Source organism: Polaromonas sp. Polasp52 (assembly GCF_059491565.1).
In genome coordinates this window covers 4709888-4722636 of record NZ_CP168513.1, presented here as the reverse complement: position 1 = coordinate 4722636, position 12749 = coordinate 4709888, and the positions used below count along the sequence as shown (strand labels likewise).

Here is a 12749-nt window from a genome sequence, read left to right as displayed (position 1 = left end):
GCAATCCAGGCGAAAAAAAAGGGGCAGCCTGCGCCGCCCCCGGTTTGCCGAACCTCGAGTGTCGGCAAGAAACGCTAAATATCTTTTCTGTAACCGTGGCCTTATTTCGAGGCCTTCAGCGCATCGCGCAAGGCTTTGACCTGGTCATGGTTGCGCTGCGCACCCTGGGCCTGGCGCTCCACCACGCTCTTGATGGCCTGCGGCAGGTTTTGTTTCAGGGCCTTGCGGTAGCGCGCCACGGCGGCGTCCTCGCCGCGCTCGCACTCATTGAGCATGGCCTGGTCGCTGTAGGCGCTCAGCGTCGCGCGCACGGAAACCCAGCCGCGGTGCAGCGCGCCGCTGACCGATCCGCCCTCGTCGGGCTTGCCGCCCAGCTGACGTATCAGGGTCTGCAGCTCCAGGCCCGCGGCGCGGCATTCGCCGGAATGGCGGTGCAGCAAGACCTTGATGTCTTCCGCGCGCGAATGCTCGGCGCATTCGCGGAAACCGTATTCACCGTCGCGGCAGGATTCCAGCAGGTCGTTGAGCGTGTCGATGATTTCTTCGTCGTCCGCCACGCCGGCAGTGGCTGCAGTTTCAAAGGCGCTGAGCCGCTCGTGCGCGCGGTTCCAGGCCGCGCGGCTGGCGTGCCGGGCTTTAGCCCAATCCAGGGTCGAGCGTCCCCGGTAGGTATCCCAGCGGTCCGCCAGGCGCATTTCGGTTTCCTCGAAAGAGCCCGGGTAATCGCGCCGGCCTTCCACGCCCAGCCGATAGGCGGGCGCATAGTCGTCGAAAGGGCGGCCGCTTTCGTAATAAGGCTCCAGCGTGTGCCTGTCGCGCCAGTAAGCCTCTTCGGCCGTCGGGTCCAGGGCCTCGGCGGCTTCCTTGCCGCCCATGCCGCCGGCGATCGCACCGGCCACGCCGCCGACAATGGCTCCCGCAGGGCCGGCCACCGCGCCAGCGGCCGCGCCCCCGGCGATGCCGCCCATGGCCGCGCCTATGCCGGTGCCCACCGGGTGCGCGCCGGGCTCTTTGCTGATGGGATCAAGGTTGGGATCATGCTCTTTGGCCATGGTGTGTCTCCTTTGCGTCGAACGCAGATTTGAAAGAGATCCGCGCCACTGTGCTTGTGCTTGCTGTGTGGCCGGACACTGGCAACCATGGTCGCGTGCGCTGCAAGACCCGGCGGTCAGGCAAGCACAGACAGGCATGTAGGAGAGCGCCGCGCACAAAATGCCGGCGGCTCAGGCATCGAGTTCCGGGTAGCGGCGGAAGATGCCGTCCTCGTTAAAGGGAATGCGGCGCTCGCTGGCCAGGTAGGCGGCCACGCGCCTGTGCCCTGCCACACGGTCGTGCAGCGCCATCACATGCGGTGCGTTTTTTAATGCACGGCGGGCGGCCTTGGGGAAGGCATATAGCAATCCCTCCACCAGCTGGAACAGCGAGAGGTCGGCATAACTGAGGCTGGCGCCCACCAGTTGCGCACTGCCGCGCGGGTTGCGCGCCAGCACGGCTTCAAACCAGGCCAGGAATTGGCGGATGCGCGCCGTCCTGAATTCCCTGGCGCGCCTGAGCGCTTCCTTCTTCTGCTCTTCGTAATAAAGGCCCGTGCCCACCGGGTGGTGGGTGTCGTGCGCCTCGGCCACAACGTCGGCAATCGTGAGCTGGATCTGGTGCGTCCACAGGCGCGCTGTTTCGCTTTTACCGACCAGGCCCAGGCGCGGGCCCAGGTAGAGCAGGATGGCCGACGACTGGCCGACGATGGTCTTGCCGTCCACCAGGAAAGGCGGCGCGAAGGGCGGCTGGCGCACGTCGGCGCTTTCGATGAAATGCATCATCGCGGGAATGCCCTGGCCCTCGCCTTCGCAGCCGCGCGCCACGTCCACGTAGTCGGCGCCGGCGGCCTCCAGCGCGAGCCGGACAAATTCGCCGCGGCCCTGGATCGTGGGCCAGTAATGAAGTTCGTAAGCCATGAATGACAACTCCGGTGAGGTCGTTTCATTCTGCGTGAAGCCCAGGCTCGAATCCACGGCAAAGGCCGCGGCGTGCCCTTGTCCTACGAAGATTTCGCCCCCTTCCGACAAGCCGCCGTTTTGGGCCGGCCTAAGTTGAAACTGCAGCCATCCATCCAGGCCGGCCCACCACGGCAATCAAGGCCATTTTCTGGAGCCCCTCATGACCACTTCCACCTTCCCCGCATCCCTGTATGGCAAAACCCTGCGCTGGACCTTCCGGGACGGCCCGACCAAGGGCCATACCTTTGAACACACGTTCGCCAGCGACGGCACCCTCACCTGGCGCAGTGCCAGCCCAGGCGCCAAAGACCACCTCGAAAGCGCCAGCGCCGCCGTCAAAATGTCGGATGACGTGCATGTGGTGTCTTACCTCTCAAAGGAAAGCGGCTACACGCTGACGGTGGCGCTCAACCTCAAGACCGGCGCGGCCACCGGCTTTGCCTCCAACGGCAAGGACTGGGTCCAGCAGTCCGGAAGCTTCGAGGTGCTGGGCGACAGCCGCGCCTAGCCCCCCGCCGCGATCTGCCGAAGGGCCTGTTCGAACACTTCCACAGGCTGGCCGCCGGAAATCAGGTGGCGGTCGTTGATGATGACGGCTGGCACCGAATGGATGCCCTGCGTCAGGTAGAACTGTTCGCGCTCGCGCACCTCGCGCGCGTATTCGCCGGAAGCCAGCACCTCGCGCGCGCGGGTTTCATCCAGGCCCGCTTCGGCGGCCGCCTTGGCCAGCACCTCGTGTGAGGCCGGGCTCTGGCCGTCGGTGAAATAGCGCTTGAACAGCAGCTCCTTGAGCGCCTTCTGCTTGTCCGCGCCTTCAAGCTCGGCCCAGTGCAGCAGGCGGTGCGCGTCGAAGGTGTTGTAGATACGGCTGCGCCCGCCGCCGGGCTCGTCGGCCATGCTGAACTTGAAGCCGACCTGGGCGCCGCGCGCGCGGATGTTCTCGCGGTTGGCCTGGGCCTGGGCGGGTGTGATGCCGTATTTCTCGGTGATGTGCTCGGTGATCTCCTGGCCCTCGGGCGCCATTTTGGGATTGAGCTCAAAGGGCTGGAAATGCAGCTCGGCCTGGATGTCGCCGCGCACGCGCTCCAGCGCCTGGTCCAGCGACTTCAGGCCTATGACACACCAGGGGCAGGAAACGTCGGACACAAAATCGATCTTGAGTTGGGTGGTCATGGGAAGGCCTTGGGAGTTGCTGTTCTGGGCAGGCCGATTTTGGCCCGTCGCCAGCCAGCTTGCGGCTTACCCCGGGATATTCAAGTACCCGGTGCGTGGTTAATCCCCCGCCGTCCCCGCTGCCCGCCATCTTCTGTGGCAGCCCGTTTCAAGAAACTGTCACACAAGCTTCCTAAGATTCCGGCAGCGCAGCGGCCCTGCCCTGCGCTTCGGCGCGGGCACACCGCCGCTTCGCATCATTCCCCACCTGAAACTGGAACACACAACAATGTCCGACCTGGCCACCCCTTCCCTTCCCTCACGCCGCACCGCCCTGAAGTTCCTGGCGACCGCGCCCATGCTGCCGCTGGGGGCACTGGCCTCCAGCACCCTGCTGTCGGGCTGCGCCACCGGCAGCGGCCCGGCTGGAGCGGGCAATTACCTGTCTTCCAGCTTCACCTCCATGGCCGCGCCTTCGCTGGCCGACACGGCCGCCATGGCCACCACCACCGTGGGCTCCAGCCTGCAGGTCCGGCTCAAGGACAACAGCACCCAAAGCTATCGCCTGGCCTACCAGCCCTTCTTCGTGACCGGCGACATGGTGCCGGACGGCAAGGGCGGCACCATCCTGAGCGGCGGTTATGTGGACATCAACAACCAGCCCATCATCGACCGCTCGGTGCCCGGCAAGGAACGCCAGATGTTCTCCGACTCGCCCGACGGCACCTCGCTGCTGGGCCTGCCGAATGCCAACGTGCCCGGCGTCAAGGGCAAGGCAGTCTTCGCCGTCGTGCAGTTTGAATACACCACGCGCGACCAGGCCGGTGCCGACGCCTACGGCAACCTGCCCTCGCCCATCGCGGTGCTCACGCTGGACCAGGACCAAGCCACCGGCAAGCTCAGCCTCGTGAAGTACCACAATGTCGACATGTCCAAGGCGCACGGCCTGTGGATCACCTGCGGCGCCAGCCTCTCGCCCTGGAACACCCACCTCTCCAGCGAAGAGTACGAGCCCGACGCGCCTTTCGCGGCCGAAAGCTCGCAGTTCAAGAAGTTCAGCAAGAACGTCTACGGCGACGAAACCAAGGCCAACCCCTACCACTACGGCCACCTGCCCGAAGTCACCGTGCACCCCGACGGTACCGGCACGGTGAAGAAACACTACAACCTGGGCCGTATCTCGCACGAGCTGGTCCAGGTCATGCCCGACATGCGCACCGTGCTGATGGGCGACGACGCCACCAACAGCGGCCTCTTCGTCTTTGTGGCCGACCGCGAAAAAGACCTGTCCTCCGGCACGCTCTACGTCGGCAAGCTGGGCAGCGGCTTCTCGGTCGACCCCGCCGCTGAAGGCGCGAAGATTTCCTGGATCAAGCTGGGCCATGCCACGAGCGCCGAAATCGAAAAAATGGCCGACACGCTCAAGCCGTCCGACATCATGACGGTGCACAAAACCGACCCGTCCGACGCCAGCTTCACCAAGGTTTTCTACAACGGCAACGCCAACTGGATCAAGGTCAAGCCCGGCATGGAAAAAGCCGCCGCCTTCCTCGAAACCCACCGCTATGCCTACCTCATGGGCGGCAGCATGGGCTTTTCCAAGATGGAAGGCACCACCGTCAACATCAAGGACAAGATCGCCTACTCGGCGCTGCAGAATATGCAGGACTCCATGGTCAAGACCGGCAAGGGCTGGAACGCGGCCAGCGGCATCGCGCTCGACAAGGCCCTGATCGCCGGCGGCGTGATGATGCACAAGCTGGACGGCGGCCAGAAGGACTCGGCAGGCAACGCCATCAACAGCGAATGGATGCCGGTGCACACCAAGGCCCTGCTGGTCGGTGAAGACATCGCCGGCGACGCGCTGGGCAACAAGGCCAACCCCAACATGGTGTCCAACCCCGACAACCTGAAGTTCTCGGAAAAAATGCGCACCCTCTTCATCGGTGAAGACAGCAGCACCCACGTCAACAACTTCATCTGGGCCTACAACGTCGACACCAAGCAGTTGTCGCGCCTGATGTCCATGCCCTCGGGCGCTGAGGCCACCGGCCTGCATGTGGTGGACGACCTCAACGGCTGGACCTACATCATGAGCAACTTCCAGCACGCCGGCGACTGGATCCCGTCGCTACATGGCAAGGTGCAGGCCACGCTGGACCCGCTGGTGCGCGCGAACTACAAGGACCGCTACGGCGCGGCCGTGGGCTATCTCACTGCTGACCCGAGCAGCATCAAGCTGGGTTAAGCGCGGAGCCGCTCAAAAACCCTCCTGGCGTTGTTGCGCCGCCTTGCCGTGCCTTCAGCACTGTCTGCGGCGACGCTCCTAGCCAGGACCGCTTCGCTGGGTTTTGTGAGCAGCTCTATACAGACTGCGATCAACCTCATCACCCTTCGCCCTGAGTTGCCGAGCTTTTCGGCAGCCTCAGGGCGAACCGCATTGGCGCGCCGGTATCGGTGCGTCAGCTTGTGCATCGTTACACCGTTCTTCCCTAGAATGCCGGAAAGCCCGCGGCGACCTTGCCCGGGCAGCGACCGCCCACCGGGAACACCATGCACTACCGCCACGACGACCTGATCCATTACGCGCAAGCCCTGCTGACCGCCGCCGGGCTGGAGCCGGCCAAGGCCACGGCCGTGGCCGAAATCCTCGTCGAGGGCGACCTCATGGGCCACAACACCCACGGCCTGGCCCTGCTGCCCGGCTACCTGGGCGAGCTCGAATCCGGTTCCATGGAAAAGCGGGGTACGCCCAGCGTGCTGGCCGACCACCCCGCCGCCCTGACCTGGGACGGCCGCCGCCTGCCCGGCCCCTGGCTGGTGCTCCAAGCCATGGCGTTGGCCGCCGAACGCGCCGCCAGCCAGGGCAGCTGCACCGTGGTGATACGCCGCAGCCACCACATCGCCTGCCTGGCCGCCTACCTCAAGCGCGCCACCGACCAGGGCCTCTTGATGCTGCTCACCTGCTCCGATCCCAACACCGCCAGCGTCGCGCCCTTCGGCGGGCTGGACGCGGTGTTCACGCCGAACCCGGTCTCGGCCGGCATCCCCACGGGCGGCGTGCCGATGCTCATGGACGTTTCCACCTCGGCCACCACCAATGGCATGACCAACCGCCTGCACAAGGAAGGCAAACGCCTGCCCGCGGCCTGGGTCATGGACGGCCATGGCGCGGCCAGCGACAACCCTTCGGTGCTGTTTGAAGAACCCAAGGGCACCATACTGCCGCTGGGCGGCATGGACTCCGGCCACAAGGGCTATGGCCTCACGCTGCTGGTCGAGGCCCTGACCGGCGGCCTGGCCGGCCACGGCCGCGCCGACCCCCAGGAAGGCTGGGGCGCCACGGTGTTCCTGCAGATTCTGGACCCGCGCGCCTTCGCCGGCCTGCAGGCCTTCGAACGCCAGACCGGCCACGTCGCCGATGCCTGCCGCGCCTCGCGCCCCGCGCATGCAGGCAAGGCCGTGCGCACGCCCGGCGAAAAAGGCATTGCGCTGGCGGCAAAGCAAAAGCAGGATGGCGTGGCGCTCTACCCGTCCATACTGCCCGCGCTCTCCAGCTGGGCCATCAAGCTCGGCGTGGCGGAGCCGGTCGCCGTCCCTTAAAGCGCGGGCTTTCCGGCAGAAACCGGTCCGGCCGGCCGGCGCTTGCCGGTTCGGGGCCCGGTCCTACTACAAAAGCTTTCCAAAATCCCGCGGGGCCTCCGCATGCCAGGGGTTTGTCCCTAGACGGGGAATTTTTCAGCTTCACATAATTAGTGCGTCGTCCAAACTAATTCCAAAGTGCTGCGTAGGCAGTGGGACGACCACCGGGATTGATCTGAGCTCAAAAACACATGCCTGACTGGGCAAAAACTATCGGAGACACTCAATGAAATTCAAAGCTTCCCTGACTGCCATCGCACTCAGCCTGGCCGCCGCCGGCGCATTTGCGCAGGTGACGGTAGGCGTCAGTTGGTCCAACTTCCAGGAAGAACGCTGGAAAACCGACGAGGCCGCCATCAAGACGCAGCTTGAAAAGCTGGGCGCCAAGTACATCAGCGCGGATGCCGCGGGCTCTCCCGAAAAACAGCTGGCGGACATTGACGGGCTGATGGCCAAGGGCGCCAAGGTGCTGATCGTGCTGGCCATGGACAAGGACGCCATCCTGCCCGCCGTGAACAAGGCCGCCAAACAGAAAGTGCCCGTCATCGCCTACGACCGCCTGATCGAGGCGCCCGGCGTGTTCTACATCACCTTCGACAACAAGGAAGTCGGCCGCATGCAGGCCCGTGCCGTGTTCAAGGCCAAGCCCAAGGGCAACTACGTGATGATCAAGGGCTCCCCCACCGACCCGAACGCCAATTTCCTGCGCGAAGGCCAGCAGGAAGTCATAGACGCCGCCGTCAAGAAAGGCGACATCAAGATCGTGGGCGAGGAATACACCGAGGGCTGGAAGCCCGAAGTCGCGCAGAAAAACATGGAACAGATCCTGACCAAGACCGGCGGCAAGGTCGACGCCGTGGTCGCCTCCAATGACGGCACCGCCGGCGGCGTGGTGGCGGCGCTGAGCGCCAAGGGGCTCAAGGGTGTGCCGGTGTCGGGCCAGGACGGCGACTTTGCCGCCCTGAACCGCGTGGCCGTGGGTACCCAGACCGTATCGGTCTGGAAGGATGCCCGCGACCTCGGCAAACAGGCGGCCAGTGCGGCGGTCAATCTCGGTGCCGGCAAACCGGTCGAGGGCGCAAGCTCCTGGAACGGCGGCGAGAAAAAGATCGCCCTGCAAGCCCAGTTCCTGAAACCCGTGCCCATCACCCGCGACAACCTCGATGTGGTGCTCAAGGCCGGCTGGATCAAAAAAGACGAGCTCTGCAAGGGCGTCACCGGCAACGTCGCCGGCTGCAAGTAATACAGGCCTTCCAGGCACCCGCTCCCCGTTCCGCGCAAGCGGGCAAGGCAACCGGCCTGTAGGTTGCCCGGGAGCGCCGCACCCCAAAAACCATGCAACTGCCCTTTCGAATCCCGCGCGACACCGACATCGACTGGCGGCTGGTCTTCATGGGCGGCGTGCTCGCTGCCCTGGCGGGCGTGTTCCAGGCCTTGTCGGGCGGCATTTTCCTGTCGCCTGAAAACCTGTACAACATCGCCCAGCAAACCGCGGTGGTGGGCATCGTGTCCACCGTCATGGTGCTGATCATCGTGGCGCGGCACATCGACCTGTCGGTCGGCTCGGTGATCGGTTTTGTCGGCGTGCTCATCGCCTACCTTCAATACACCCTGGGATGGTCCTGGCCGGCGGCGTCGCTCGCCGGGCTGGCCGCGGCGCTCGTGGTGTCGGTGTACCAGGGGTGGTTGACGGCCATGCTGGGCGTGCCGTCTTTTGTGGTCACGCTGGGCGGTTTGATGTCCTTGCGCGGCGCGGCCTTTCTGGTGGCCGACGGCAAGACCCAGCCGGTCAGCGACGAGTTTTTTTTGCAGCTGGGCGGCGGCTATGACGGCGGCATCGGGGTGACCGCCACCTGGGTCCTCACCGCCTGCGTCAGCCTGGTGCTGGTGGTCCGCAGGGTCCTGGGCCGCCGCGCCTCGGCACGCCACGGGATGCCCCAGCAGCCCGTGTGGGTGGACGTTCTGCTGGTGGCCGCGCCCGTGGCCCTGCTGGCCGCATTTGCCGCGGCCATGAACAGCTACCAGGTCACCAACAAGGACGCACCCCAAGGTATCCCGATACCCGTGCTCATCTGGGCCGCCGTGGCGGTGCTGATGTCCTTCATCGCCCGGCGCACCCGTTTTGGCCGTTACGTCTACGCCATGGGCGGCAACCCCGACGCCGCGGTGCTGGTCGGCATACCCGTCAAGCGGGTCACGCTCATGTTGTTCGCGCTGCTCGGCGTGCTCATCACCATCGCGGCCATCGTGTCGGTGGCCCGCCTGAACGCCGGCACCAACTCGCTGGGCACCGGTATGGAGCTGTTCGTGATCGCCGCGGCCGTGATAGGCGGCACCGCGCTGGCCGGCGGCAGCGGCACCATCATCGGCTCGGTGCTGGGCGCGCTCATCATGCAGTCGCTGGACAGCGGCATGCTGCTGCTGGATGTTTCCATCGGGAAACGCATGGTCATCATCGGGCAGGTGCTGATTGTGGCGGTGGTGTTCGACGTGCTCTACCGCAAGTGGGCGCAGGAAAGCTGACATGCAAACCACGCCAACCATGCAACCCACCAATGAACCCCTGGTCCAGTTCAAGGACATCCGCAAGGCCTTTGGCGGCGTTCACGCCGTCGACGGCGTGAACCTGAACCTGTATGCGGGCGAAGTGGTCGCCGTGCTGGGCCACAACGGCGCCGGCAAATCGACCCTGATGAAAATGCTGGCCGGCGCCTTCCCCGTCGATTCGGGCGAGATCCACGTGATGGGACAGAAAGTGAACCTGCGGACCCCGGCCGACGCGCAGCGGGAAGGCATAGAAACCATCTACCAGACGCTGGCCCTGGCCGACAACCTGGACGCCGTGGCCAATCTCTTCCTGGGCCGCGAAAAAATGACGGCCTGGAACACGCTGGACGACTACTTCATGGAGGCACAGGCACGCAAGGTGTTTGGCCGCCTGAATAAAAACTTCACCAACATCCACACCCCGGTGCGGCGCCTGTCGGGCGGGCAGCGCCAGGTGGTGGCCATCTCGCGCGCCATCTATTTCAATGCCCGCATCCTGATCATGGACGAGCCCTGCGCCGCCCTGGGCCCGGAAGAGTCCGCCATGGTGGCCAACCTGGTGCTTCAGCTCAAGGCCGAAGGTGTGGGCATTTTCCTGATCACGCACGACATGCACGATGTGTTTTCGCTCAGCGACCGCGTCTCGGTGATGAAGAACGGCCGCCTGGTCGGCACCTACCGCACGGCCGACCTGGACGAGGACCAGATCCTCGGCATGATCATCGCCGGCAAGCCGCCGCCAGGGCGCGAACAGGCCCCGCACCGTAGCGCCTGATACCATGCCATCGTCCATGAAAACCACAGGCGACCAGCAACTCGTCAAGCGTATCAATCGCAGCGTGTTGATGCGCCTGCTGCGCAACCAGCCGAGCCGCTCGCGCGCGCAACTGGCCAACCACAGCGGCTTGACCAAGTCGACCGTCAGCCTGTTGGTGCGCGAACTCATTGACGAAGGCTGGCTCAGTGAGATCAGCATGGCCGCCGCCAACGGTGTGGGACGGCCCTCCACGCCCCTGCAGATCGACGGCCAGTCGCGCGGCCTGATCGGCGTGGAAGTGGCGGTCGACACGGTGCGTGTGGCAAGCGTGTCCCTGCTGGGGAAGGTGCTGTGGTCGACACAGGAGCCTTTGCGCACCACCCGGCCCGAAGACGTCTGCTGCCAGGTCGCCGGCCTCGTGGTCATGGCCCAGGCGCAACTGGTGTCGCGCGGCGCGCAACTCTCGGGTGTGGGCATAGGCCTGCCGGGCGCGTTTGACGAAACCACGGGCGTGCTGCGTTTTGCCCCCAACCTGGGCTGGCGCAACGTGGACTTCCTGCCGCAGATCACCCAGGCGCTGACGCAGGCCGGCCTGCCGCCGGTACCGGTGCATGTGCAAAACGAAGCCGACACCGCCGCGCTGAGCGAATACGAGTTCTCCGAGAACGACGGCAAGGATTCACTGATTTTTGTGAGCTGCGACGTGGGCGTGGGCGCGGGCATTGTGCTCAACGACAGGCTGTTCACCGGCATGCGGGGCATGGCCGGTGAGATCGGCCACAGCGTCCTGGAGCTCGATGGGCCCGCCTGCTCCTGCGGGCGGCGCGGATGCGCGGAGGCCTTCATCGGCTCGGGCGCCCTGGGCCAGCTGGCGGATGCCCGCCGGTCAGGGCACTACCTGGGCGTGCTGCTGCAGAACCTGTGGACCACCTTTGACCCCAGCGTGCTGGTGGTGGGCGGCTCCTCATGCCTGCGCTTTCCCGACATGGTCAAGGTTGCCCAGGAAACGCTGCAAAACTACGCCACCGATGCCGGCGTCAGTGCTCCCACGGTGCGTGTCGCGCGCTACGGCCTGCTCGCTTCAGCGGTCGGGGCCGCCGCCCTGGTGCTGCACCAGTACCTGCGCCCCATGCATCCGTCAGGCCGCATTGTGGGCAATGGCCGCCCGGGTCGGGGCCAGCCGCTTTACCAGGCGCCGCACACTTCCGGCGAGCCCGTTCACGAGCGGTAGGCCTGCGCTGACACGCATCAGCGCTTCTCCCCGATAGGGTGCTACCCCCTGGGCGCGCACAGTGGGTGCACAACATTTTGTGGAGAAAAAAATGTCTTTTGCGCTTTACATGCTCGGGTTCGTGATCTTCCTGGCCGGTGTCATCTGGGGCGCCGTGGAAGCCGGCGTGCCGCATCTTTACATCGGCATAGGCGCGCTGATCTTCCTGGGCATAGGCATCTTCAGCGCTGTCAGCCGCACGCGCAGCAAAGACCCGTCCTAAGCGCAGGCACGGCTGTCCCCGGCTATTCCTGAGGGGACTCCGGCAAGGTTTCCTGCGCCCTCAAGGCCTGTTGCAACTGGCCCAGCACGGCGCTCGCGGCACGCAACTGGCTTTCATCCATACCCGCGGCCAGGGCATTGGCCCATCGTTTTTGGCCCGACTGTATGGTGCCCAGCGCTTTACGGCCCTTGGGCGTGAGCCGCAGCAGCTTGGCGCGCGCATGGGCCGGGTTGTCCTGATAGGCGGCGAGGCCCTCCTCCACCAGCAAATCCGCCACGCGCTGCACGCTTTGCCGCGTCAGATTCATGGCCCGCGCAATTTGCGCCACCGACAGCGGCGCATCCTCCACCGAGGCCAGCACCTGCCAGCGCGCCGAAGTCTGCCCGGCCGGCGCCGCCAGCGCGTCGCCGGCCGCCGTCAACAGGCCGTTGAGCTGCATCACCTGCACCACCAGCCAGCTCAGGGTATTGGCGGCCGGCGTGCGCTCGACCTCGCCTGCGGCGGCCCCCGATTTGACAGCATGCTGTCGTTTAACTATACTTCCAGACATGACAACATTCTGTCATATTCACCCCATCACCACCAACATCAACCTGCCCGCCTGAAAGGAATGCCACCATGCTGAAAACCTATACCGGAAGCTGCCACTGCGGCGCCGTCCGCTTTGAAGCCGACATCGACCTCAGCAAGGGCACGGGCCGCTGCAATTGCTCTATCTGTACCAAAACCCGTAACTGGGGCGCCATCATCAAGCCCGACGCCTTCCGGCTCCTCGCCGGCGAAAGCGAACTGAGCGACTACCAGTTCGGCACCAAAAGCGGCCATCACCTGTTTTGCAAGCACTGCGGCGTGCGCCCTTTCGGCCGGGGTTACATCGAGCAGATCGGCGGCGACTACGTGTCCATCAACATCGCCGCCCTGGACAATGCCGAGCCGGAGGAACTCATCAACGCGCCGGTCAATTACGCCGATGGGCGCAACAACGCCTGGTGGAACAAACCCGCCGAAACGCGGCACCTGTAAGAGCCGCGCAGAAAACCCGCCCGCACAGCCGGCACGGCTGTGCGCCGTGCAGGTTATGCCATGCGACGTAGGCGCTGTCTCATGACATCTAGTCGCCACGTCTCACATACGGCGGAATTTGCAAGCGTAGTGTTGCAACAC

At 65.1% G+C, this 12749-nt stretch carries 13 protein-coding genes; 9 read left to right on the top strand and 4 right to left on the bottom strand.

The annotated features are described in order from the left end of the window. Window positions 1-101: 101 nt before the first annotated feature. Together ACEN9P_RS22085 and ACEN9P_RS22080 are read right to left on the bottom strand one after the other, a co-directional pair. Window positions 102-1052: a ferritin-like domain-containing protein gene (locus tag ACEN9P_RS22085; RefSeq protein WP_477661710.1), complete on the bottom strand. Its 951-nt coding sequence runs from the start codon at window positions 1050-1052 to the stop codon at window positions 102-104. 171 nt (window positions 1053-1223) lie between these two features. After that, window positions 1224-1952, bottom strand: coding sequence for a glutathione S-transferase (locus ACEN9P_RS22080; RefSeq protein ID WP_495620469.1), 729 nt, complete (start codon window positions 1950-1952; stop codon window positions 1224-1226). A 202-nt stretch (window positions 1953-2154) separates the two neighbouring features. Here ACEN9P_RS22080 and ACEN9P_RS22075 point away from each other — a divergent pair, with 202 nt between their 5' ends. Further along, on the top strand, window positions 2155-2502 hold the full coding sequence (locus ACEN9P_RS22075; RefSeq protein ID WP_477661708.1) for a MoaF N-terminal domain-containing protein: 348 nt from the start codon (window positions 2155-2157) through the stop codon (window positions 2500-2502). On the opposite strand, the gene ACEN9P_RS22070 is transcribed toward ACEN9P_RS22075, so the two are convergent. Beyond that, window positions 2499-3167 (bottom strand): DsbA family oxidoreductase, encoded by a 669-nt coding sequence (locus ACEN9P_RS22070; protein ID WP_495620468.1) that lies wholly within the window; start codon window positions 3165-3167, stop codon window positions 2499-2501. The two genes, ACEN9P_RS22075 and ACEN9P_RS22070, sit on opposite strands and share 4 nt — an antisense overlap. A gap of 268 nt (window positions 3168-3435) precedes the next feature. Here ACEN9P_RS22070 and ACEN9P_RS22065 point away from each other — a divergent pair, with 268 nt between their 5' ends. The 7 genes from ACEN9P_RS22065 to ACEN9P_RS22035 all read left to right on the top strand — a co-directional run bounded on the left by ACEN9P_RS22065 (window position 3436) and on the right by ACEN9P_RS22035 (window position 11585). Next, window positions 3436-5394, top strand: a complete 1959-nt coding sequence (locus tag ACEN9P_RS22065; protein WP_495620467.1) for a PhoX family protein — start codon at window positions 3436-3438, stop codon at window positions 5392-5394. A gap of 305 nt (window positions 5395-5699) precedes the next feature. Then, complete coding sequence (locus ACEN9P_RS22060) at window positions 5700-6749, top strand: Ldh family oxidoreductase (protein ID WP_495620466.1); 1050 nt, start codon at window positions 5700-5702, stop codon at window positions 6747-6749. A 265-nt stretch (window positions 6750-7014) separates the two neighbouring features. Next, on the top strand, window positions 7015-8031 hold the full coding sequence (gene xylF / locus ACEN9P_RS22055; protein ID WP_495620465.1) for a D-xylose ABC transporter substrate-binding protein: 1017 nt from the start codon (window positions 7015-7017) through the stop codon (window positions 8029-8031). Window positions 8032-8123: 92 nt separating this feature from the next. Continuing rightward, window positions 8124-9311: a sugar ABC transporter permease gene (locus tag ACEN9P_RS22050; RefSeq protein WP_495620464.1), complete on the top strand. Its 1188-nt coding sequence runs from the start codon at window positions 8124-8126 to the stop codon at window positions 9309-9311. Window position 9312: 1 nt separating this feature from the next. Next, complete coding sequence (locus ACEN9P_RS22045) at window positions 9313-10110, top strand: ATP-binding cassette domain-containing protein (RefSeq protein WP_477661702.1); 798 nt, start codon at window positions 9313-9315, stop codon at window positions 10108-10110. Window positions 10111-10126: 16 nt separating this feature from the next. Continuing rightward, window positions 10127-11323: an ROK family protein gene (locus tag ACEN9P_RS22040; RefSeq protein WP_495620463.1), complete on the top strand. Its 1197-nt coding sequence runs from the start codon at window positions 10127-10129 to the stop codon at window positions 11321-11323. A gap of 91 nt (window positions 11324-11414) precedes the next feature. Further along, window positions 11415-11585 (top strand): hypothetical protein, encoded by a 171-nt coding sequence (locus tag ACEN9P_RS22035; RefSeq protein WP_175456022.1) that lies wholly within the window; start codon window positions 11415-11417, stop codon window positions 11583-11585. A gap of 22 nt (window positions 11586-11607) precedes the next feature. Here ACEN9P_RS22035 and ACEN9P_RS22030 read toward each other — a convergent pair whose 3' ends face one another. Next, window positions 11608-12135, bottom strand: coding sequence for a MarR family winged helix-turn-helix transcriptional regulator (locus ACEN9P_RS22030; protein ID WP_495620462.1), 528 nt, complete (start codon window positions 12133-12135; stop codon window positions 11608-11610). Between the two features lie 68 nt (window positions 12136-12203). Between ACEN9P_RS22030 and ACEN9P_RS22025 the strand changes: the two genes are divergently transcribed. Continuing rightward, entirely contained in the window at window positions 12204-12608 is a 405-nt protein-coding gene (locus ACEN9P_RS22025; RefSeq protein WP_074574115.1) for a GFA family protein, read from the top strand. Window positions 12609-12749 lie beyond the last annotated feature (141 nt).

Coding starts and splice junctions, on each gene's coding strand:
- ACEN9P_RS22085 (WP_477661710.1), bottom strand. CDS start 1,052: ATGGCCAAAGAGCATGATCCCAACCTTGATCCCATCAGCAAAGAGCCC.
- ACEN9P_RS22080 (WP_495620469.1), bottom strand. CDS start 1,952: ATGGCTTACGAACTTCATTACTGGCCCACGATCCAGGGCCGCGGCGAA.
- ACEN9P_RS22075 (WP_477661708.1), top strand. CDS start 2,155: ATGACCACTTCCACCTTCCCCGCATCCCTGTATGGCAAAACCCTGCGC.
- ACEN9P_RS22070 (WP_495620468.1), bottom strand. CDS start 3,167: ATGACCACCCAACTCAAGATCGATTTTGTGTCCGACGTTTCCTGCCCC.
- ACEN9P_RS22065 (WP_495620467.1), top strand. CDS start 3,436: ATGTCCGACCTGGCCACCCCTTCCCTTCCCTCACGCCGCACCGCCCTG.
- ACEN9P_RS22060 (WP_495620466.1), top strand. CDS start 5,700: ATGCACTACCGCCACGACGACCTGATCCATTACGCGCAAGCCCTGCTG.
- xylF (WP_495620465.1), top strand. CDS start 7,015: ATGAAATTCAAAGCTTCCCTGACTGCCATCGCACTCAGCCTGGCCGCC.
- ACEN9P_RS22050 (WP_495620464.1), top strand. CDS start 8,124: ATGCAACTGCCCTTTCGAATCCCGCGCGACACCGACATCGACTGGCGG.
- ACEN9P_RS22045 (WP_477661702.1), top strand. CDS start 9,313: ATGCAAACCACGCCAACCATGCAACCCACCAATGAACCCCTGGTCCAG.
- ACEN9P_RS22040 (WP_495620463.1), top strand. CDS start 10,127: ATGAAAACCACAGGCGACCAGCAACTCGTCAAGCGTATCAATCGCAGC.
- ACEN9P_RS22035 (WP_175456022.1), top strand. CDS start 11,415: ATGTCTTTTGCGCTTTACATGCTCGGGTTCGTGATCTTCCTGGCCGGT.
- ACEN9P_RS22030 (WP_495620462.1), bottom strand. CDS start 12,135: ATGTCTGGAAGTATAGTTAAACGACAGCATGCTGTCAAATCGGGGGCC.
- ACEN9P_RS22025 (WP_074574115.1), top strand. CDS start 12,204: ATGCTGAAAACCTATACCGGAAGCTGCCACTGCGGCGCCGTCCGCTTT.